Genomic DNA, 20,558 nt, shown 5'->3' with positions numbered 1-20,558 from the left:
GCGTATGAAGCATGGCTCGACCGACTGGTACACCCGGGCGGTCTTCTACCAAGTGATGCCCCGCAGTTTCCGCGACGGGAACGGCGATGGAATCGGAGACCTGGCGGGGTTGTCCATGACGCTCGACTATCTCCAGTGGCTCGGCGTGGACTGCCTGTGGCTGCCGCCCTTCTTCACCTCCCCCCTGCGGGACGGTGGCTACGACATCTCTGATTTCACCGGCATCGCCCCCGAGATCGGCACCATCGAGGAGTTCACCCGGTTCATCGAACGGGCCCGTGACCGGGGGTTGAAAGTGGTCATCGACTTCGTCATGAACCACACCTCCAGCGAGCACCCCTGGTTCCAGGCCTCCCGCAACGACCCCGAGGGACCCTACGGTGACTTCTACGTCTGGCGTGAGCAGCCCGACGCCTACCTGGACGCACGGGTCATCTTCGTCGACACCCATCACTCCAACTGGAGCTTCGACCCGGTACGCAAGCAGTACTACTGGCATCGCTTCTTCGACCACCAGCCCGACCTCAACTGGGACAACCCCCGGGTTGCCGAGGAGATGTTCAACGTCGTCCGTTACTGGCTCGACCTCGGCGTCGACGGCTTCCGTCTGGACGCGGTCCCCTACCTGGTCGAGGAGGACGGCACGACGTGTGAGAACCTGCCGGGGACCCACGCCATCCTCAAGCAGGTGAGGAGAATCGTCGACGAGGAGTACAGCGACCGCGTCCTGTTGTGCGAGGCGAACCAGTGGCCCCGGGATGTCGTCGAGTACTTCGGCGAGGAGGTCAATGGACGAGGGGACGAATGCCACATGGCCTTTCACTTCCCGCTGATGCCACGGCTCTACATGGCCCTCAAGCAGGAACGCCGGGACGCGATCAGCCAGATCCTGGCCGACACCCCCGCCATCCCGGCCGGATGCCAATGGGGCACCTTCCTGCGCAACCACGACGAGCTCACCCTCGAGATGGTCAGCCTCAGCGATCGGGAGTACCTGTGGGCCAACTACGCTCCCGAACCCAGAATGCGCTGCAACATCGGCATTCGTCGTCGGCTGGCTCCACTGCTCGACAATGACCCCTTCCAGATCAAGTTGCTCCACAGCCTCCTCCTGAGCCTGCCCGGCTCACCCGTGCTCTACTACGGCGACGAGATCGGCATGGGTGACAACATCTGGCTGCACGACCGCGATGGGGTCCGCACCCCGATGCAGTGGACAGGCGATGCCAGTGCCGGTTTCTCCGACGCCGCCCCGGAGGACTTCTACCTGCCCGTGGTCGACCACCCCACCTACGGGCCACAGAACATCAACACCGAGCGACAACTCCTCGACCCCTCCTCGCTGCTGATGTGGGTTCGCCATGTCCTGTCGATCCGGCGCCAACACCCGGTCTTCGGCAATGGCCATTTCACCGATCTCGGTGGGGACAACCCGGCTGTCCTGGCCTACCTGCGCCACAACCAGGAGGAGACCATCCTCTGCGTGGCCAACCTGTCGCCCGAGCCCCAGGAGTTCGAGGTGCGCATCCCCGGCTGGGAGGGTGCCGCAGGCACCCGCCTGCTGCGCAGGGTGCCACCGGTCCCAATTGGCACCGACGGCATCCTGAAGTCGCGATTGGGACAGAATGGTTTTGCGTGGCTGCTGCTGACTCCGGCGGAGGCGGCTGCCGAGGAACCCATCGACCCCACACCGCCGCTGGACGAGACGGAGGCACTGTGACCACGAGCTTCCCCGAACAGTTGTGGAAGCACATCAGTCAGGCGCGCTGGTTCGCGGGGAAGGGGCGCGGGGCGCGTCCCCTCGCCCTGCACCACCTGGACTGGTTCGTGCGTCGGGAGGACCTGGCTGTCCGTGCCAGCGTGGCCGAGATCGGCTTCCCCGACGGCAGCAGGGAGCGCTACCAGATCCTGCTCAGCCATCGCGCTGAGCGGGGGGAGGGTTTCCTCCACACCACCGCCCCCGAGGACGACGCGGGCGTGGTTGGTGGAGTGGCCGCCGAGCTCCCCCACGTCCACGACGCGCTGAAGGATCCCGAGGCGCTACGAGCGCTGGTGGTCCGACTCGGTTCCCCGGCCGAGACACCCACCTGGACGACCACGGTGGTGCGTCCGGTGGACCTGTCAGGCGACGTGAAGGTCTTCGGTGGCGAGCAGTCGAACACCTCTGTGATGGTCGGTGACGTGGCGATGGTGAAGTTCTTCCGGCGCCTGGAGCCCGGCGCCAACCTCGACATCGCTGTGCACGACGCCCTCGCCCGCGCCGGTGTGGGGTCCGTGGCCACCCTCTATGGGTGGGCCTCAGGAACCCTCGAGGGTGAGCAGATGGACCTGGCCATGCTGGTGGAGCAGCTTCCCGGTGCGCACGACGGATGGGATGTCGCCACCCGCGCTGCCGCCTCCGGGGAGGACTTCACCAGCGCTGCCGCCGACCTGGGCCGCGCCCTGGCCGAGATCCATCGCGCTCTCTCCGACACCTTCCCGACCACGGTGCTGCCCTCCGAGGAGTTGTCCGGGATCATGGTCAACCGTCTCGAGGCGGCGGCGCGGGAGGCTTCCGCGCTCGAGCCCCTGGTACCCGCCCTCGCCGAGCGCTTCCGGCGGCTGGCCGGTCAGAAGGTGGGCGCCCAGCGCGTCCATGGCGACTTCCACCTGGGACAGACCCTGCTGACGGACGAGGGCTGGCGCATCATCGATTTCGAGGGCGAACCCCTCAAAACGCTGACCGAACGCAGCGAACCCGATTCCCGCTGGCGTGATGTCGCGGGCATGCTGCGCTCCCTGGCCTATGCAACCTCGGCCTGCGATGATCCGCGGGGGGAACAGGCTCGCGCCTGGCAGCAGGCCACCCAGCGGGCCTTCCTCGACGCCTACCTCGGCCAGAGCAGCACTCGCCACCTGGGCCCCGAGGACCGGGCCCTGCTGGATGCCTACGTCGCTGACAAGGCGATCTACGAGGTCGTCTACGAGAACCGCAATCGGCCCACCTGGGTCGACATCCCGCTGCAGGCGCTGCGGTCGCTGGTGGCGGACAACAACGAGGAGAACAGGACCTGACATGGCACACGACTTTTTCGGTGACCTCACCGGTTGGGATCTGGAGGGGTTCCACCAGGGCGGCGACACCGAGCTGTGGAAGCGTCTTGGCTCCCATGCGATCACCATTCGCGATGACGAGCGTGGCAGCGTCGACGGCGTCCGCTTCGCCGTCTGGGCGCCCAACGCCCGCCGCGTGCTCGTGCTCGGGGACTGGAACGGCTGGCACGGCGACGACCTGCAGCTGATCCCGGGATCGGGGGTCTGGGGGCGGTTCATCGAGGGCATCCCCGAGGGTGCGATCTACAAGTTCAAGATCGAGACCGCCGACGGTCGCTGGATCGAGAAGACCGACCCGATGGGCCAGTTCTTCGAATCCGCCCCCGGCAATTCCGCCATCGTGCACACGTCGCGCTACGCCTGGAATGACGAGAAGTGGATGGAACAGCGACGCTCAGCACGCCACCACCAGGAGCCTATGAGCGTCTACGAGGTGCATCTGGGCGGCTGGCGCCGCGGCCTCACCTATCTGGAGCTCGCGGAGCAGCTCGTCGAGTACGTCACCTGGCAGGGCTACACCCACGTCGAGCTGATGCCGGTATCCGAGTTCCCCTTCGAGGGCTCCTGGGGTTACCAGGTCACCGGCTACTTCGCTCCCACGAGCCGCTTCGGGCGCCCTGACGAGTTCCGCCATCTCATCGACCGCCTGCACCAGGCCGGCATTGGCGTCATCCTCGACTGGGTTCCCGGTCATTTTCCCAAGGACGAGTGGGCGCTGGGCCGCTTCGACGGCACCGCTCTCTACGAACACTCCGATCCGCGCCAGGGCGAGCACATGGACTGGGGCACCTACATCTTCAACTACGGTCGCAACGAAGTGAAGAGCTTCCTGGTGTCCAATGCCCTCTACTGGCTCAAGGAGTTCCACATCGACGGCCTGCGCGTGGATGCGGTCGCCTCGATGCTCTACCTGGACTACTCCCGCAAGGAGGGAGAATGGGTCCCCAACCAGTTCGGTGGGCGCGAGAACCTGGAGGCGATCGACTTCCTCCGCTACGTCAACAAGCACGTCTACGAGCGTGAGCCCGGCATCATGATGATCGCCGAGGAGTCCACCAGTTTCCCCGGTGTCACCCGCCCGGTCGACGCGGGAGGTCTGGGCTTCGGCTTCAAGTGGAACATGGGGTGGATGAACGATTCGCTGCGCTACATGGAGCTGGATCCCTTCGCCCGCCAGTGGAACCACCACCTGATGACCTTCGCGATGGTCTATGCCTATTCGGAGAACTACATCCTGCCGATCAGCCACGATGAGGTCGTGCACGGCAAGGGTTCCATGATCAACAAGGTTCAGCAGGACGACTGGCGCAAGTTCGCCACCACCCGCGCCTTCTACGCCTACATGTGGGCCTTCCCGGGCAAGAAACTGCTGTTCATGGGCAATGAGTTCGCCCAGCGCGAGGAGTTCAACGAATCGACCAGCCTGTCCTGGCACTATGCCGACAGCCCCAACCACCGGGGCATGAAGCAGCTCTTCCACGACATGAACCACCTCTACCGCGCCGAACCCCCCCTCTGGCAGCTCGACAGCGACCCGAGTGGCTTCGAGTGGCTGGACGCCGACGACGCAGGCGGCAACACCTTCTCCTGGGTGCGGAAGTCTGCGACCGGCGACCTGGTCGCCTGCCTGGTGAACTTCTCCCCGAACCCGAAGACCGAGCATGTCGTCGGCCTTCCCCGCCCGGGCACCTGGACCGAGATCCTCAACACCGACTCCTACGCCTATGACGGCACCGGCCAGTACGGCAACTACGGTCGGGTCATCGCCACCGAGCACGGGGCGAGCAACTTCCCGGCCCACGCACAGGTCTGCATCCCTCCACTGGGCGCCATCTGGCTGAAGTGGGACCCCGCTGCCACCGCGGCCGAGCTGCAGTGAGCGAGTTCCACATCCAGGTCGAGATCTCCGATGGGGATGTCGGCCTGCTCAGGTGGCAGGAGGATGGCCTCACCCTCGAGGTGCTCAGCGAAGCTGTCTCCCTGGCCGCTGACGACGCGATCCTGGCCCACGACCTGCGGCGCGTGGAGGCCAGGGTCCTCAGCACCGATGCGGTGGCCCGACGCGCCCTGCAGCGCGCCGGCTTCCGCCGCGAGGGCATCGTCCGCCAGGGCCGGGCCCTGGATGATGGATCCTTCGGCGACGTGATGTTGTACGCGCGGCTGGCCAGTGACCAGGTCTATGGTCCCGGTGGTTTCAGCGGGGTGATGAACTCAGTGCTGCCCACCAAGCGGCTCATCTCCCACGTGCTGTTCACCGACGAGCAGGATCGCATCCTCCTACTGGAGACCACGTACAAGACCGACCTTGAACTGCCGGGCGGCGTGGTCGAACCCCTGGAGTCGCCCCGCGACGGTGGCGCTCGCGAAGTCAGCGAGGAGATCGGCCTGCTGGTGAATCTGGGTTCGCCGGCGCTGGTGGACTGGATGCCGCCCTGGCTGGGCTGGGCGGACGCGCTGGAGTTCATCTACGACGGAGGCGTCCTCGACGAGACCGCCCGCGGGATCCTGCGCCTCGATCCGGGTGAGATTCGCGACGCCCACTGGCTGGGCGTCGACGAGCTCGACGGCCGGGTGAGTGAACTGTCCGCTCGTCGGCTGCGACTGATCATGGAGCACAGAGGCTCAGCCGACGGCGTCACCGTGTTCACGGAGAACGGACGCCTGCCGTGAGTCATGCGCGCCTGAGAGCGCGCAGCGCGAACAGCCCGGATCACGTGAACAGGGCTGTGCTCAGGGCCCGACGCGCCTTCGCGACCGTCGGGTCCCCAGCGGGCATCATCGAGAAGAGCTCGAGGAGGCGCAGGCGAACCGGCTCCCGGTCCTCCCCGCGCAGTTCCCGGATCAGGCCCACGAGCCGCTCGTAGGCCGCCGCCGGCTGGCCCCCGATCACCTCGAGGTCCGCGGCAGCCAGCTGGGCCTCGACATCGTCCGGTCTGGCCTGAACGTCGGAGACCACCTGCTCAGGGTTCAGGTCCAGGGAGCGTGCCAGCAGCGCGGACTGGGCGCGTCCTGCGATTGCCTCGGGGTCATTCGGAGTCTGGGCCAGGACCTTGTCGAATTCCTCGACCGCCCCGGCGTAGTCACCTCGCTCCAGAGCCGCATCCGCCGCCTCGAAGCGAGGGTCGGCGGCAGGCTGCTGGTGTTGCTGCCCCGCCTCGGCGGCCCCAGCAGGGTCCTGGGATGCTGGCCCCTGGGAAGGGGCGCGTCCGGTCATGCCGTTGGCGATCGCCACCTGGCTGATCTGGTCGAGCGCCTGCCTGATCTCGGCGGCCGAACGCGTGCCCTGGAAGAGCGGGGCCGCCTGCCCTGCCAGCAGGACGAGCACAAAGGGAACGGCCTGGGCCTGCAGTGCCTGGGCAATCCGGGTCTCGACGTCCACGTTGATGCGACCGAGCAGCCAGCGGCCCTGGGCCTCATTGGTGGCCTCCACGAGGGTGCTCGACACCTCCGCACCCTGCGGGTCGCGTGGCGAGTAGAGCTCAAGCAGGACCGGGTACTGCAGCGACTGCTGGGCCAGCCGGTCGAAGGTGGCCTCAGTGACCTCCACGACCCAGGACCCGCCCGCCTGTCCACCCCCGGCCTGCTGCGCACCCAGTCGGGAGAGGTCCACGGCCCCACGCTGGTTGGGGCCCCCGGCGGGAGAATTCTGCTGGTTGCCGGGCTGGGAGGCGAAGGGGGTCTCAGTCATGTCTCCATTCAATCAAATGTCACAAGGCCGAAGTCGGGTCTTCGGGTGCGTCCGCCACCGGTTCGGACAAGAATGGGGCCATGGCTCACGAACGCGCAGGGCAGCCGGCCCAGGAAACCGACCTCATTGACGTGGACGCAGTGATCTCTGCGTACTACGACCTGACCCCCGACCCCAGCAACCCCGATGAGCAGGTGGTCTTCGGCACCTCGGGGCATCGCGGCTCCAGCCTCGACAGCAAGTTCAACGAGGCCCACATCGCGGCCACCACCCAGGCCATCGTCGAGTACCGCGCCCAGCAGGGCGTCACCGGTCCGCTGATGCTCGCCAAGGACACCCACGCACTCTCCCTCCCCGCCTGGAAGACCGCCACCGAGGTGCTCGTTGCCAACGGCGTGACCACCTTCGCCGAGCGCGAGGACGAGTACACCCCCACACCTTCCCTCTCCCGAGCCATCATCCGCTGGAACCGTTCCAACGAGCACAAGGCCGACGGCATCGTCGTCACCCCGTCGCACAACCCGCCACGTGATGGCGGTTTCAAGTACAACCCTCCGAACGGCGGGCCCGCCGACACCGACGCCACCAGCTGGATCGCCCACCGGGCCAATGAACTGATGGCTGACCCCTCGGGCATCAAGCGCACCCCCTGGGAGCGGGCTGCGTCCCAGGTTGAGGTGCAGGACTACCGCAGCCAGTACTGCGACGAGTTGCACCAGGTCGTCAACATCGTTGCCATCCGCAACTCCGGTGTCAGCATCGGTGCAGACCCCATGGGTGGTGCCTCGCTGCAGTACTGGCAGTACATCGCCGACACGTTCCTGGTGAACATGGACGTGGTGAACGAGAAGGTTGACCCGCGCTGGTCCTTCATGACCCTGGACACCGACGGCAAGATCCGGATGGACTGCTCCTCGCCCAATGCGATGGCCTCCCTGATCCAGAACCGCACCAAGTACGACATCTCCACGGGCAACGATGCGGACGCCGACCGCCATGGCATCGTCACCCCCGACGCGGGCCTGATGAACCCGAATGCCTACCTGGCCGTGGCGATCGAGTACCTGTTCATGAACCGCGACACCTGGGGCAGCGAGCGCGCCGTGGGCAAGACCTTGGTCTCCAGCTCGCTGATCGACAAGGTCGCCGCTGACATTGGTCGCCGCCTCCACGAGGTTCCGGTCGGCTTCAAGTGGTTCGTGCCCGGCCTGATCTCCGGCCAGCTCGGTTTCGGCGGCGAGGAGTCCGCGGGCGCCAGTTTCCTGCAGATGGACGGCCAGACCTGGACCACGGACAAGGACGGCCTGATCATGGACCTGCTGGCGGCCGAGATCCTCGCGATCACCGGCAAGTCGCCCTCGCAGCTGTACGACGAGCTGGAAAACCGCTTCGGCAAGTCCTACTACGCGCGCATCGACGCCGACGCCACCGGGGAGCAGAAGGCCCGCCTCAAGGCCCTCTCGCCCGCCGACATCACCGCCACCGAGCTCGCTGGCGAACCGATCGTCGCGGTCCTCACCGAGGCTCCCGGCAACCAGGCCGCCATCGGTGGCATCAAGGTCGTCACCGAGAACGCCTGGTTCGCGGCGCGTCCCTCGGGCACCGAGGACAAATACAAGATCTACGCCGAGTCGCTGCGCACCGAGCAGCACTTGGCCGAGGTCCAGGAGGAGGCCAAGAAGGTCGTGTCCGCTGGGCTGGCAAGCTGACCCTTTTTGATGCTATCTTGCCAGCCAGCAGGCGCCATGCCGGCTGCGATGAGGACGGGGGACCATCTCGCTCTTCCCCTGGGGCGCCGGCCCCCGTCCTCGGGTGTCCAGCTGCCTGCTTGTACCACGGCGTGCACCGTGCCGCCGGGTGTTCAGGGACGAGGAGCACTTCATGGAAGAATCGCGCCAGCATGTGAGTCGGCGGACGCTGGCTGCTGGGGCAGCCTGGGCCATCCCGGCCGTGGCAGTGGTGGGCTCGGCCCCAGCCCACGCGGCATCCCTGCGCAAGGATCCGGGGATCAACGGTTGGGTACGCAATACTCCAAACAGCCTCGGCCGCTGCGGGTGGTCGCTGGAGGTCGATTCGACTGTGACCCGGGGTGCTACCCCTGATGGTGCGCCCTGGGGCCTCTACATCTACGACGTCGAGGACGGCAACACCTTCACGGAGGCCAAGCTGGTGTACTGGATCATCGGAAACCAGACAGCCAGCTGGAGTACTCTGTCTGGCCACTCGACGTGCTGGAACGGACCTGACCGTGGAACCCCCAGGACCAAGGCCGATGGCTTCCTCTACACCCCGTACACCTGGACCTACACCTGCGGCATCAACGCCGCTGCCCGCGGCGAGGACTCCGACGGCGTCGAGCGGCTCTACTTGGGCAATTTCCACGTGAAAGCCACGTTCACCCAACCCACCCAACCCCGGGATCACTGTAGGGACGTCACCTACTGGACCCAGCGCTTCGTCACGATCGACCCCGACGGGTCGGGGCCCCTGCCAGCCAGCGAGCGAACCTTCGAGCGGCGCAATGGCACCCGCGGGCCCTACACCGCGGGCAACCGCGCCATGGGTGCGCGCTCCACCTCACCCGAGGAATCAGGGCACGAACTGCCAAGCTGACCACTGCTCGCCCCCTGAGCGCTTGGCGTGAGTGCCATCGCTCAGGGGCCGAGGGGTGGCCTCAGGCCTGGGTGTTCTCCGTGGTCTCCACCGGACGCTGCCCGAGTTCGGCATCCAGGCGCAGCAGGCCGGGGCCGTCGTCCTTGATCAGCTCGAGGCGACCGATGATCTCCGAGACCGTCGACTCCTCCTCGATCTGCTCCTCGAGGAACCAGTTGAGCAGCGGGCGGGAATCGAGGTCACCCTCCGCCTCGGCGGTGCGGTAGAGGGTGCGGATCGCCTCGGACACCTTCCGTTCGTGGTCCAGGGCTGCCTGGAAGACGTCGAGGACGTTCTCACAGGTGATCTCGGGCTTGGCGATGGCGCCGATGGCCGGGTGCATGTCGCGATCGACCATGTGGTCGATGAACTTGTTGGCGTGGACGATCTCCTCATCCGCCTGGTGACGCAGCCAGGATGCCATGCCGGGCAGGTCGCGGACATCGACCTCGATGGCGAGCTGGCGGTAGGTCATGGATGCCTCGAACTCCAGCGTGATCTGGTCGTCGAAGGCCTGGGCAAGGGTGTCAGACATCTTCATGCCTCCACGCTATCCCCGTGCGCAGACAGACGGTGCGCAGTGGTCAGTTCCCGTCGCGGGCGTCCCCGTCCTGGCGCTGGAAGGACGCTCGCAGACCGGCCTGCTGGATGACGCGTTGGATGGTCAGGTCGCGCTCATCGGGGCGACCGACGAAGGTGATGTCGCGCAGGCCCTGGTCCTGGGCCGCGGATTCGAAGGTGAAGTGTCCGAACCCGAGCAGGCGGCCGATGAACGGCTGGAAGACTGCGATGTCGAGGATGCGGGACATCGGCATGGTGGCCAGGTGCTGGCTGAAGACCCCGTGGACGCGGAAGACGCGCATGTTGGTGATGACGAAGCGATCCATGTAGGCCACGTGGATGCCCGACATCCCCACGACGAACATGGCCAGTCCCGACACCAGGCCCAGCCACCACAATGGCCCCATCAGCACCATCGCCAAGAACATGGGGATGCAGGCGACCACCAGCAGGATCCAGCCGATGGAGGCGGCCCAGTGCTTGGCGACCTCGTCGATCACGTACTCTCCACGATCGCGCAGCAGGTGGCCGTCGACGTCCGGGTGGAGGAACCGCTCCCAGAAGCCCAGCGGGCGTCCCACGGCAGCCGTCAGCTGGCCAGCGCCCGGAAGAGACGCCCGATGCCGCTGAAGAAGGTCTTGACGGCGTCGGCCGACTGCTCGGGCTGGGTGAACAGGTAGTAGAGCAGGAAGGCGGCGAGCAGGACGAAGAAGATCTTCTTGAGCCAGTCGACCATGGTTTCTCCTCGGTGGGGGCTCGCGGGGGCGAGGGGGAAGTGAGCCCAATCCAGACCATTGTGGCTGATGGATGGGCCCTGTCCACGCCAACGCGCCGACTATTGTTGCGGCATGACCACTGACCGCTCCCCCATCGATGCCACCGCCATTTCCGCCCTCATCGACGAGAATCGCACCGAGCTCGAAGATCTCTACCGCCACCTGCACGCCCATCCGGAACTCTCCAACCAGGAGGTCGCGACGGCCCGCCGGATGGCGGAGGAGCTGCGCGCTATCGACGGTGTCGAGGTGCACGAGCAGGTCGGTCGCAGCACGGGCGTGGTCGGCATCCTGAACAATGGCGAGGGACCGGTGGTGCTGCTTCGCGCCGACATGGACGGGCTGCCGGTGCGGGAACGCGAGCAGGTTGACTACCGCTCCGAGGCCACCGGGACGTGGGAGGGCGAGGAATCGCCCGTCATGCACGCCTGCGGCCACGACACGCACATGACCGGGCTGGTCGGCGCCATGCGCGTCCTCGCCGCGCTGCGGCACCAGTGGTCAGGGACGGTCGTCGCGGTCTTCCAGCCCGCCGAGGAGATCGTCGACGGCGCCCGCGGCATGGTGGACGCCCTGCGCGAGCTGGTCCCCCACATCGACATCGCGCTCGGCCAGCACGTGTGGCCCGGCGCCGCCGGTACCGTCCACCTGGCCTCCGGTCCCGTAATGGCCAGCACTGATGGCCTGCGTCTGGTCATCCATGGCCGTGGTGGCCACGGCTCGCAGCCGGAGATGACCATCGACCCGGTCGTGCTTGCCAGCCACATCGTGGTCCGCCTGCAGACGATCGTGAGTCGCGAGGTCGCTCCCCAGGGCATGGCGGTGATCACGGTGGGCGCCTTCCACGCCGGCTCCAAGGGCAACATCATCCCGCCGAAGGCGGAGCTGGACATCAACATCCGCTCCTACAGCGAGCAGGTCCGCGAGCACCTGAAGACCTCCATCGAGCGGGTCGTCAACGCCGAGTGCGCGGCAGCCGGAGAGGGCGCACGCGCAGAGTTCGAGTGGCTCACCCCTGCACCGGTGACCGTCAACGACGAGGACGCGACAGTGCGTGTGGCCCGGGCGTTCGACGCTGCCTTCGGGGACCGCCACGTGGTGCTCGACCCAGTCTCTGCCTCCGAGGACTTCACGATCCTGCCGGCCGCCTATGGCGCCCCGTCGGTGTTCTGGATGTTCGGTGGCTTCGGGGACCAGCCCTGGCCCAGCAACCACTCCCCCGAGTTCATCCCGCTCCTCCAGCCCACCCTCGACACCGGCGTGCAGGCACTGGTGGCCGCCGCCCTGGAATGGCTGTCGAGGGACTGACCGAAAGCCGACCCCAGTCGCCCCTGCGCAGGGCGCGAGTGGTTGGATGGACCTTGACCACGAACTGACATTCGACGCTCGAGAGGGAGCCATGGAAGACCTGTTCATCTGCATTGACCACGTCGGGCACGCCGTGCCGAACCTGGACGAGGCCATCGACTACTACACCAACGTGATGGGCTTTCGCGTCCTGCACCGCGAGACCAACGAGGAGCAGGGCGTGGAGGAGGCCATGCTCGGCACCGGCACCCAGGAGCCCGAAAGCGCCCAGATCCAGCTCCTCGCCCCGCTGAACGAGGACTCCACCATCGCCAAGTGGCTGGGCCGCAACGGTGGCCCGGGCATGCAGCAGCTCTGCTTCCGCGTGAAGGACATCGATGCGGTCTGCGCCACACTGCGCGAGCGTGGCCTGCGCCTGCTCTACGACGAGCCCAAGACCGGCACCGGTGGCGCCCGCATCAACTTCGTCCATCCCAAGGATGCCCGCGGCATCCTGCTGGAGCTCACTGAGCCCCCGGCTGAGGCAGCTCACTGAGCCCCTCCCCACCACTGATGCATGGCCCCGGTTGCGACCGGGGCCATGCTCGTGGCAGCGCCGCGTCCCTCCCTCACTGCCGCGGCGAGTGCTGATAGCCTCAAAGCCGAGATCCGCCCCCATCCACGGGGCCCGCTCGATGCCAGAGGAGTGCTGATGAGCAGCGATGCCCACACCAACGTCGACGAGATGATTGAGGAAACCGGCCTCAACCTGTTCGATGACCGGGCCAGTGCTGCTGGAGCCTTCCCGCAGGCGATGCTCGGCTATGACAAGCAGGAGGTCGACCGCTACGTCCGCAGCATCGAGACCGAACTCAGCACCCTGAAGCAGCTGGCCCGCCACCTCCGCCGCGAGGTCATCAACAGCCAGGGCGAGGGTGGGGGGAGCACGGACTTTGCCCGTCTCGGCGCCCACGCCACCGGCATCATCACCGCCGCCGAGGGGCAGGCCACCGACCTGGTCACCCGGGCGGGGCTCGAGGCCGAGCGGATCAAGGAGGAGGGACGCCGGGTCGCCGCCGACCTGCGGGCCAATGCCCAGGCCGAGGCCGACGACATCCGGGTGGCCGGATTGGCCAACCTCCGCAAGCTGCGCGCTGACCTGGATGCTGATGCCGCCGCCATGCTGGAACGTACCCGCACCGAGGCAGACGCCCTGCTGGAGGCCGCCCGCCGCCAGGGCGAGCAGATCACCGCGGAGAAGACCACCACCGCTGCCAACCTCGTCGAGCAGGCCACCCTGAGCGGCACGCGCGCCCGGGAGGTCGCCGAGCGTGAGGCTGCGGAGATCCTGGCGGCTGCCCGCCTTCAGGCGTCCGAGATCACGCTGAAGGCGCGGCAGGAGGCCGAGACCGTCCTCGCTCGTTCGGCCCAGGAGCACGACCAGGCCCGGCAGAAGGTGGAGGCACTTCTCGCCGATGCCACACGCCAGCAGGAGGCAGCCGCCCGGCAGGTGGCCGACGAGGGAGATCGTGCCCGCGAGATCCGTTCCGCAGCACTGGCCGATGCCGAGCAGATCAAGCTCACGGCGTCGCGCGATGCCGAGAACCAGATGTCCTCAGCCCACCGGCAGGTGGCCATGATGAAGGACCGCCTGGAGGAGCAGTACGCCTGGCGCAAGGAGCAGTTGGAACGCGAGGTGGCGGCCCTGGTGCAGCGCAAGCATTCGGTCATGGCCCAGCTGTCGAACCTGCGAGCACTGGCCGGCCAGTCGTCGCTGGACTTCCCCGACGCCGACCCCTTCGACAAGGCCGATGACGAGTCCACGCTGGTGGTGAGCCGCGAAGACATGGCAGCCGAGGAACCCGAGACCAGCAGGAACGACCGTAGGGCCGATTAGTGCACAGCGGAGGGCAGGCTAAAACAGCCTGTCCTCGGCATTGTCCATGCCGCGCAGGGCGTCGTAGTCCACGGTGACGCACGCGATCCCTCGATCGGTCGCCAGCGTGCGCGCCTGGGGCTTGATCTGCTGGGCCGCGAACACGCCCACGACCGGGCGCATGAGCGGGTCGCGGTTCATCAGGTCCAGGTAGCGGGTGAGTTGCTCGACACCGTCGATCTCCCCGCGACGCTTGACCTCGACAGCCACGTAGCCGCCCTCAGGGTTGCGCAGCAGCAGGTCCACCGGGCCAATGGGGGTGAGGTACTCACGCTGGACGAGGTGGTAGCCCGCGCCAAAGGTGGTGGGATGCTCAGCCAGCAGCTCCTGGAGGTGCGCCTCGACGCCGTCCTTCTGCAGGCCGGGGTCGATTCCCAGCTCGTGGCTGGAGTCGTGGAAGACCTCGCCCAGCGTGATCTGCAGGGTGTCCCCCTGCGGGCCGGTGACCGTCCACACCTCACTGATGCGAGGGTCAAGATCGGCGGTGGTCGCAGCCTCGTCGGGCTGGGGCGCTCGGACCTCAATGGTGCAGGGCGGGCTCATCCAGTTCAGCGGCTTGTAGGCCCGGTCGTCGGCGTGGATCGACACCGAGCTGTCCGCCTTCACCAGGATCAGCCGCTTGGCCATCGGGAGGTGGGCGGTCAACCGACCGGCATAGTCGACCTGGCATTCGGCAATCACGACGCGCACCCGCACAGGCTACCGGCTCCCACCTCGGCGGTGTCTGCCGCCACGTAGAGTGGGGGCATCATGGCACGACGAGGCAACAAGCACCTGCGCATCGGGAAGCGCTACGAGCAGCCGCGCCCGCTGTCAGGGGCCCATGCGACCTCTGCCCACAAGTTGGGCGAGCGCTGGGTCGTGCGCACCGTCCCGGGTGCTTCGGCGACGAAGCCCTACACCTGCCCGGCCTGCGGGCGTCCCATTGGTGTGGGCGTGGCCCATGTCGTGGCCTGGCCGGAGACCCCCGCCTGGGGGCTCGAGCGGGCGGTCGAGGGGCGCCGACACTGGCACACCGGCTGCTGGAACAGGCTGACATGATGTTGCACCTGCACGAGGTGGGCCCCGGTGAGCGGCCAGTGGTCTTCGTCCACGGACTGCTCGGTCAGGGACGCAATTTCCACACGATCGCGAAGACCTTGGTCACGCGCGACCCCTCCCTGCGGATCGCGATGGTGGACCTGCCCAACCACGGTCGCTCCCCCTGGACCGGGTCCATCGACTACGTCGACATGGCGGCCGAGGTCGCCGACACCGTGCGCCAGTGGAGCCCCGACCGTCCCGTTGCGCTGGTCGGCCATTCCATGGGCGGCCGCACCGTGATGCAGCTTGCCCTGCGCCATCCGGAGCTGGTCGAACGACTGGTGGTCAGCGACATATCACCGGTCGAGGGCGACCGTTCCAGCTCGGTCTTCGAGCGCTTCGTGTACTCCCTGCAGCGTCTCGACCTTGCCACGCTGGAATCCCGCAGCCAGGCCGACGACCTCTTGAAGCCGCTGGTCCCCAACGACACCATTCGTGGCTTCCTGCTGCAGAACCTGCGTCGGGACACCTCGGGCTGGCACTGGCAGGCGAACCTGGACCTGCTCGAACGAGACCTCGACCTGGTGGCCAGCTGGCCCGACCCGGAGGGCCACAGCTACCCCGGCCCCGTTCTCTGGGTTCGAGGCGCACTGTCCGGTTACGTCCAGGACGCCCACAGGCCGGCGATGGAGGCCCTCTTCCCGAACACCCGACTGGTGACGATCAAGAATGCGGGCCACTGGGTGCACAGCGAGCAGCCGCAGGTCTTCACCGAGGTACTGGTCAACTTCCTCAGCCAAGCGCCATCGTCGTGATGCTCGCGTCTGCGATGGGGGTCGACTGGTTGGGGTCCGTGCCGTCCACGCCCTGGGAGGCAATGGACTGGATGACCTTGAGGGACTTCTCGTCGACCTTCCCGATCACCGTGTAGTGGGGTTCGAGCGGGCTGTCAGCCCAGACGATGAAGAACTGGGAGCCATTGGCATCCTTGCCCGGGTTGGCCATGGCCACGGTTCCCCTCGGGTAGTTCTCCGTGCCGGTGAGCTCGTCGTCATAGCTGTAGCCCGGTCCTCCCGCGCCGCTGCCGGTGGGGTCGCCGCACTGGAGGATGAAGATGCCCTGGTCGACCAGACGGTGGCAACGGGTGCCGTCGTAGAACTTCTGTCTCACCAGGCTCTCCATCGAGTTCACGGCACACGGGGCATGGGATCGGTCCAGGCTGAGGGTCACCGTGCCAGCTGCCATCCGCATGGTCACCTGGGCCTCACCCGTGGTCGGTGCGTTCGCAGAAGGTGGGTCGACCGGACGCGCCGGGTTGCCGCCCACGCGGTACTCGCACGTCGTGCTCTCCCCCTGCACGGTTCCTTCGCCCTGCCCGGCGTCCTTGGCACAGGCGGAAAGCCCAGCTCCCAAGGCCAGAGCCAGGGCCATGCCTGCCACCCGTCGTGTCGCCATGAGTGGGCGCCGCTGTTCGCGCATCGCTCGTCCTTCCGTCAGTTCGTGGGTCGGGATAGGCTCCCCACATGGTCCATCTCACGCGCATCTACACCCGCACCGGCGACAAGGGCGAGACCCGCCTCAGTGACAATTCGCTCGCTCGCAAGACCGACCTTCGGGTCCAGGCCTATGGCGCGGTGGACGAGGCCAATTCTGCCGTGGGTGTGGTGTTGGCCAGTGGCGACATGCCCGCCGAGGTCACCGAGGTGCTCCATGTCATCCAGCATGAGCTGTTCGACCTGGGCGCGGACCTGTCCACTCCCCTGGTTGCTGACCCGGAGTGGGAGCCGCTGCGCATCCTGCAGTCCTCGGTGGACCGGCTCGAGCGCTGGTGCGACGAGTTCGGCGATCCACTCCCGAACCTGCGTTCGTTCATCCTGCCCGGTGGGCCCACCGTGGGCGCTGCCCAGCTGCATGTTGCTCGCACCACCGTGCGTCGGGCGGAACGCATCGCCTGGCAGGCCGCCGAGCAGTACGGCCTGGACGAGACGGGGACGAAGGAGCAGCCCGGCGGGATCAGCTCGGTCGCCATCACCTACCTCAACCGCCTCTCGGACCTGTTGTTCATCCTGGGTCGCTTCGTCACCACCCACGGCGGGACGCAGGAGGACGCGGAAACCCTCTGGGTGCCCGGCGGTCAGCGGCCGATGACCTCGTAGCCGCCCCCGGGCGGGGAGGCCTCCAGCCAACTCATCAGGCCGGTCACGGAGGCCGGGGTCATCGCCAGCTCCCACGTGGTGGGGGTGCCGTGGCGGTCGCGGCCCCGCAACTCCACCACCTGGTGGTCGGTGAACAGTAGCATCTGCTCGGCGGCCTCCGGGATCCGTTGGGAGCCCCAGCTCGTCTCTGCCCGCTTGAGCACGACGCGGGGGCGGAAGGAGGCGGAGAAGATCCGGAACCACTGCAGCTCGTCGCCGTGGTAGCGCGCCATGCCCAGGGCCCAACCCGACGGCGTGCGTCCGAGCTTGAGGGCACAGTCGAAGACCCCGCCCTGGCTGGACAACCACCGTCGGCGGCCCCACAGGATCGCGAGAAAGCCCATCAGGAGCAGCATGATCAGGGCGGCAGCCTCAAGCCCGATCGTCCACTCCATGACGCGAGGGTACTAGATGGGGCCAGCGCACCACACTCCGGTCCGCAGAACGTCACCCCGTCCGACCGCGCCTGACAGCCCTCTGGACGCACGGACGGCTGCCACCCCAGAGGGGTGACAGCCGTCGCATGGCTCGTGAAGTTCGCTCAGTGGGCCCTGATGCCGTTCTCCTTGGCAATGAGCTTCATCTGGGCGGTGGCCAAGTGGTACCGGTGGAGGTCGTCCTCGGTCATCTCACCGGCCTCCTTCAGCCGCTCGAATCTGTCCAGCTCACGCTGGGCCTGCTCGGGGGTGACCTCCTCGGAGAGGGACGCGAACTGGGTCATGATGGAGACCCGGTTCTCGTTCACGGCCAGGAAGCCACCATCGATCGCGACGACCTGACGGGAGCCGTCCGTGGTCACGATCTCGCAGGCGCTGGGGACCAGGCCGGCGAGCAGTGCCTCGTGACGGGGGAGGATGCCGATGTCACCCTCCGTGGTCCGAACGATGACATTGGTGGCCTCGCCCTCCCAGACCAGACGGTCGGCAGCGACGACCTCGACCTGCAGGGGATCGGCCATGATCACTGCTCCTTCTGCAGCTTGTGCCAGGCCTCCATGACCATGTCCATGTTGCCGACGTTGAAGAACGCCTGCTCGGGAACCTGGTCGACCTCACCGTCGCAGATCATGCGGAAGCCCTCGATGGCGTCCTGGACGGACACGGTGGAGCCCACCACGCCGGTGAACTTCTCAGCGGTGTAGGTGTTCTGGGAGAGGAACTGCTGGATGCGACGGGCACGGTTGACGAGGATCTTGTCCTCCTCGCTGAGCTCGTCGACGCCGAGGATGGCGATGATGTCCTGCAGCTCCTTGTTGCGCTGGAGGATCTGCTTGACCCGGGTGGCCACGTCGTAGTGCTCCTGACCCACGTATTGCGGGTCGAGGATGCGCGAGGTGGAGGTCAGCGGGTCCACAGCCGGGTAGAGGCCACGCGAGGCGATCGAGCGGGAGAGCTCCGTGGTCGCGTCCAGGTGGGCGAAGGTGGTCGCCGGAGCCGGGTCGGTGTAGTCGTCGGCGGGCACGTAGATGGCCTGCATCGAGGTGATGGAGTGGCCACGGGTCGAGGTGATGCGCTCCTGCAGCTGGCCCATCTCGTCAGCCAGGTTGGGCTGGTAGCCCACGGCCGAGGGCATGCGACCCAGCAGGGTCGAGACCTCGGAACCGGCCTGGGTGAAACGGAAGATGTTGTCGATGAACAACAACACGTCCTGGTTCTGCACATCCCGGAAGTACTCAGCCATGGTCAGCGCCGAGAGGGCCACGCGCAGACGGGTGCCCGGGGGCTCGTCCATCTGGCCGAAGACCAGGGCGGTGTCCTTGAACACACCGGCCTCGTCCATCTCGTTGATCAGGTCGTTGCCCTCACGGGTGCGCTCTCCCACGCCGGCGAACACCGAGGTGCCGGAGTGGTTGTGGGCGATACGGAAGATCATCTCCTGGATCAGCACGGTCTTGCCCACACCGGCGCCACCGAACAGGCCGATCTTTCCACCCTTGACGTAAGGGGTGAGCAGGTCGAGCACCTTGATGCCGGTCTCCAGCATCTCGGTCTTGGGCTCGAGGCTGTCGAAGGCCGGCGGATCGCGGTGGATCGGCCAACGCTCGGTCACGGTGAACTCGGAGGCGTCCTGGTTGAGGCAGTCGCCGGTGACGTTCCACACGCGGCCCTTGGTGACGTCACCCACGGGGACGCTGATGGGGGCGCCGGTGTCCTTGACCTCTGCCCCACGGCGCATGCCGTCGGTGGGCTTGAGGGCGATCGCGCGGACCATGTTGTCACCCACGTGCAGGGCGACCTCCATGGTCATGGTGCGCTGCTCGCCCATGACTTCGGTCTGGACGGTCAACGCGTTCATGATGTTGGGCATCTGGTCGGCGGGAAACTCCACGTCGACGACGGGGCCGATGACGCGGGCGACGCGGCCTACGCCAAGCGGCTGCTCCGCAGCCTGGTCCTGGTGGGACTGGGTGGCAGTCATGGTGTCAACTCTCTCTGTGTCGCTGCGCTCAGGCAGATTGGTTCAAGGCGTCGGCGCCACCGACGATCTCGGAGATTTCCTGGGTGATCTGAGCCTGGCGGGCCTGGTTCTCATCGCGGGTGAGACCCTCGATCAGCTGCTGGGCGTTGTCCGTGGCCGCCTTCATCGCGCGCTGGCGGCTGGCCACCTCGGAGGCAGCCGACTGCAACAGCATGAAGTGGACGCGGTTGGCCACGTAGAGGGGCAGCAGCTGGTCCAGGACGGTCTGGGGGTCGGGCTCGAAGGTGTAGTGGGGCACGATCTCACCGGGCTCCAGGGCATGGACACCCTGCACGATCTCGATCGGCAGCAGGCGCAGGACGCTGGGCTGCTGCACGAGCATCGACTTGAAGCGGGTACCAACGATGTGGAGCTCGTCGACTCCCCCCTCCTCGGTGGGCTGGAGGAACTTCGCCAGCAGGGCGTCGGCGATCTCCCGTGCGTTCGCGTAGCTCGGCGACTCGGAGAAGCCATCCCAGGCCTGGGCGATGGCGCGCTTGCGGAAGGTGAAGTAGCCGATGCCCTTGCGGCCGGCCAGGTACAGCTCCACCTCCACGCCCCGCTCACGCAGGCGGGTGATCAGCTGCTCGGCGGTCTTGATTGCCGAGGCCGAGTAGGCCCCCGCCAGGCCGCGGTCGCTGGTGATCACCAGGACCGCGGCTCGGGTGGGGTTGTCCACGGAGGTCGTCAGCGGATGCTCCGCGTCGGAGTACGTGGCCACTGCCGACAGCGCTCGCGTCAGTTCCCGTGTGTAGGGAACGGCAGCGTTCGCAGCGGCCTGCGCCTTCACGATCCGCGACGAGGCGATGAGCTCCATCGCCCGGGTGATCTTCTTCGTCGCCTGGACCGAACGCCTCCGTTCCCGGATCTCACGCAGACTGGAAGCCATC

The 20,558-nt window shown here is 67.0% G+C and carries 22 protein-coding genes; 12 read left to right on the top strand and 10 right to left on the bottom strand.

The window, feature by feature from the left end:
* Nucleotides 1-4 precede the first annotated feature (4 nt).
* From treS to M3G03_RS07920, 4 genes are read left to right on the top strand one after another with little or no spacing between them, the layout of a single operon-like run.
* Nucleotides 5-1,720 (top strand): maltose alpha-D-glucosyltransferase, encoded by a 1,716-nt coding sequence (treS, locus tag M3G03_RS07935; protein WP_259809147.1) that lies wholly within the window; start codon nucleotides 5-7, stop codon nucleotides 1,718-1,720.
* Nucleotides 1,717-3,054, top strand: coding sequence for a phosphotransferase (locus M3G03_RS07930; RefSeq protein WP_259809146.1), 1,338 nt, complete (start codon nucleotides 1,717-1,719; stop codon nucleotides 3,052-3,054). The genes treS and M3G03_RS07930 overlap by 4 nt, the downstream gene beginning before the upstream one ends.
* A gap of 1 nt (nucleotide 3,055) precedes the next feature.
* Nucleotides 3,056-4,972 (top strand): 1,4-alpha-glucan branching protein GlgB, encoded by a 1,917-nt coding sequence (gene glgB / locus M3G03_RS07925; RefSeq protein WP_259809145.1) that lies wholly within the window; start codon nucleotides 3,056-3,058, stop codon nucleotides 4,970-4,972.
* Entirely contained in the window at nucleotides 4,969-5,763 is a 795-nt protein-coding gene (locus tag M3G03_RS07920) for an NUDIX hydrolase (RefSeq protein WP_259809144.1), read from the top strand. Before glgB ends, M3G03_RS07920 begins: the two co-directional genes overlap by 4 nt.
* Nucleotides 5,764-5,803: 40 nt before the next feature.
* Here the strand turns inward: M3G03_RS07920 and M3G03_RS07915 are convergent, their stop codons facing one another.
* The gene (locus tag M3G03_RS07915; protein ID WP_259809143.1) at nucleotides 5,804-6,781 is read right to left on the bottom strand and encodes a co-chaperone YbbN; all 978 of its coding nucleotides are present in this window, start codon (nucleotides 6,779-6,781) and stop codon (nucleotides 5,804-5,806) included.
* Between the two features lie 80 nt (nucleotides 6,782-6,861).
* Between M3G03_RS07915 and pgm the strand changes: the two genes are divergently transcribed.
* Together pgm and M3G03_RS07905 are read left to right on the top strand one after the other, a co-directional pair.
* On the top strand, nucleotides 6,862-8,490 hold the full coding sequence (gene pgm, locus M3G03_RS07910; protein WP_259809142.1) for a phosphoglucomutase (alpha-D-glucose-1,6-bisphosphate-dependent): 1,629 nt from the start codon (nucleotides 6,862-6,864) through the stop codon (nucleotides 8,488-8,490).
* Nucleotides 8,491-8,662: 172 nt separating this feature from the next.
* Nucleotides 8,663-9,394 carry a hypothetical protein gene (locus tag M3G03_RS07905; protein ID WP_259809141.1) on the top strand — a complete coding sequence of 244 codons (732 nt, stop codon included), beginning with the start codon at nucleotides 8,663-8,665 and terminating at the stop codon, nucleotides 9,392-9,394.
* Between the two features lie 61 nt (nucleotides 9,395-9,455).
* Here M3G03_RS07905 and M3G03_RS07900 read toward each other — a convergent pair whose 3' ends face one another.
* From M3G03_RS07900 to M3G03_RS07890, 3 genes are read right to left on the bottom strand one after another with little or no spacing between them, the layout of a single operon-like run.
* A complete protein-coding gene (locus tag M3G03_RS07900; protein WP_259809140.1) occupies nucleotides 9,456-9,974 on the bottom strand; it encodes a ferritin in 519 nt (172 codons plus the stop codon).
* Nucleotides 9,975-10,017: 43 nt separating this feature from the next.
* Nucleotides 10,018-10,575 carry a PH domain-containing protein gene (locus M3G03_RS07895; RefSeq protein WP_259809139.1) on the bottom strand — a complete coding sequence of 186 codons (558 nt, stop codon included), beginning with the start codon at nucleotides 10,573-10,575 and terminating at the stop codon, nucleotides 10,018-10,020.
* Nucleotides 10,576-10,583: 8 nt separating this feature from the next.
* Entirely contained in the window at nucleotides 10,584-10,730 is a 147-nt protein-coding gene (locus M3G03_RS07890; RefSeq protein ID WP_259809138.1) for a hypothetical protein, read from the bottom strand.
* A gap of 112 nt (nucleotides 10,731-10,842) precedes the next feature.
* Here M3G03_RS07890 and M3G03_RS07885 point away from each other — a divergent pair, with 112 nt between their 5' ends.
* From M3G03_RS07885 to M3G03_RS07875, 3 genes are all read left to right on the top strand, one after another.
* Nucleotides 10,843-12,078, top strand: coding sequence for an amidohydrolase (locus M3G03_RS07885; protein ID WP_259809137.1), 1,236 nt, complete (start codon nucleotides 10,843-10,845; stop codon nucleotides 12,076-12,078).
* A gap of 91 nt (nucleotides 12,079-12,169) precedes the next feature.
* A complete protein-coding gene (gene mce / locus M3G03_RS07880) occupies nucleotides 12,170-12,613 on the top strand; it encodes a methylmalonyl-CoA epimerase (RefSeq protein WP_259809136.1) in 444 nt (147 codons plus the stop codon).
* A gap of 156 nt (nucleotides 12,614-12,769) precedes the next feature.
* The gene (locus M3G03_RS07875; RefSeq protein ID WP_259809135.1) at nucleotides 12,770-13,954 is read left to right on the top strand and encodes a DivIVA domain-containing protein; all 1,185 of its coding nucleotides are present in this window, start codon (nucleotides 12,770-12,772) and stop codon (nucleotides 13,952-13,954) included.
* A gap of 18 nt (nucleotides 13,955-13,972) precedes the next feature.
* Here the strand turns inward: M3G03_RS07875 and nucS are convergent, their stop codons facing one another.
* Nucleotides 13,973-14,683, bottom strand: coding sequence for an endonuclease NucS (nucS, locus tag M3G03_RS07870; RefSeq protein ID WP_259809134.1), 711 nt, complete (start codon nucleotides 14,681-14,683; stop codon nucleotides 13,973-13,975).
* A gap of 60 nt (nucleotides 14,684-14,743) precedes the next feature.
* Here nucS and M3G03_RS07865 point away from each other — a divergent pair, with 60 nt between their 5' ends.
* Together M3G03_RS07865 and M3G03_RS07860 are read left to right on the top strand one after the other, a co-directional pair.
* On the top strand, nucleotides 14,744-15,034 hold the full coding sequence (locus M3G03_RS07865) for a hypothetical protein (protein WP_259809133.1): 291 nt from the start codon (nucleotides 14,744-14,746) through the stop codon (nucleotides 15,032-15,034).
* Nucleotides 15,034-15,831, top strand: coding sequence for an alpha/beta fold hydrolase (locus M3G03_RS07860; protein WP_259809132.1), 798 nt, complete (start codon nucleotides 15,034-15,036; stop codon nucleotides 15,829-15,831). Before M3G03_RS07865 ends, M3G03_RS07860 begins: the two co-directional genes overlap by 1 nt.
* On the opposite strand, the gene M3G03_RS07855 is transcribed toward M3G03_RS07860, so the two are convergent.
* The gene (locus M3G03_RS07855; RefSeq protein ID WP_259809131.1) at nucleotides 15,809-16,495 is read right to left on the bottom strand and encodes a peptidylprolyl isomerase; all 687 of its coding nucleotides are present in this window, start codon (nucleotides 16,493-16,495) and stop codon (nucleotides 15,809-15,811) included. The genes M3G03_RS07860 and M3G03_RS07855 overlap by 23 nt on opposite strands.
* 44 nt (nucleotides 16,496-16,539) lie before the next feature.
* Here M3G03_RS07855 and M3G03_RS07850 point away from each other — a divergent pair, with 44 nt between their 5' ends.
* Complete coding sequence (locus M3G03_RS07850; protein WP_259809130.1) at nucleotides 16,540-17,172, top strand: cob(I)yrinic acid a,c-diamide adenosyltransferase; 633 nt, start codon at nucleotides 16,540-16,542, stop codon at nucleotides 17,170-17,172.
* On the opposite strand, the gene M3G03_RS07845 is transcribed toward M3G03_RS07850, so the two are convergent.
* The 4 genes from M3G03_RS07845 to M3G03_RS07830 form a co-directional block, all read right to left on the bottom strand.
* Entirely contained in the window at nucleotides 17,151-17,606 is a 456-nt protein-coding gene (locus M3G03_RS07845; RefSeq protein ID WP_259809129.1) for a DUF2550 domain-containing protein, read from the bottom strand. The two genes, M3G03_RS07850 and M3G03_RS07845, sit on opposite strands and share 22 nt — an antisense overlap.
* Nucleotides 17,607-17,752: 146 nt before the next feature.
* Nucleotides 17,753-18,169, bottom strand: a complete 417-nt coding sequence (locus M3G03_RS07840; RefSeq protein ID WP_396121917.1) for a F0F1 ATP synthase subunit epsilon — start codon at nucleotides 18,167-18,169, stop codon at nucleotides 17,753-17,755.
* A gap of 2 nt (nucleotides 18,170-18,171) precedes the next feature.
* Entirely contained in the window at nucleotides 18,172-19,629 is a 1,458-nt protein-coding gene (gene atpD, locus M3G03_RS07835; protein ID WP_259809128.1) for a F0F1 ATP synthase subunit beta, read from the bottom strand.
* A gap of 28 nt (nucleotides 19,630-19,657) precedes the next feature.
* Nucleotides 19,658-20,557: a F0F1 ATP synthase subunit gamma gene (locus M3G03_RS07830; protein ID WP_259809127.1), complete on the bottom strand. Its 900-nt coding sequence runs from the start codon at nucleotides 20,555-20,557 to the stop codon at nucleotides 19,658-19,660.
* Between the last annotated feature and the right edge of the window lies 1 nt (nucleotide 20,558).

Origin of the sequence: Aestuariimicrobium sp. p3-SID1156 (assembly GCF_025144225.1) — a bacterium.
Classification (GTDB): Bacteria; Actinomycetota; Actinomycetes; order Propionibacteriales; family Propionibacteriaceae; genus Aestuariimicrobium.
This window is presented reverse-complemented; position numbering and strand designations above follow the sequence as displayed.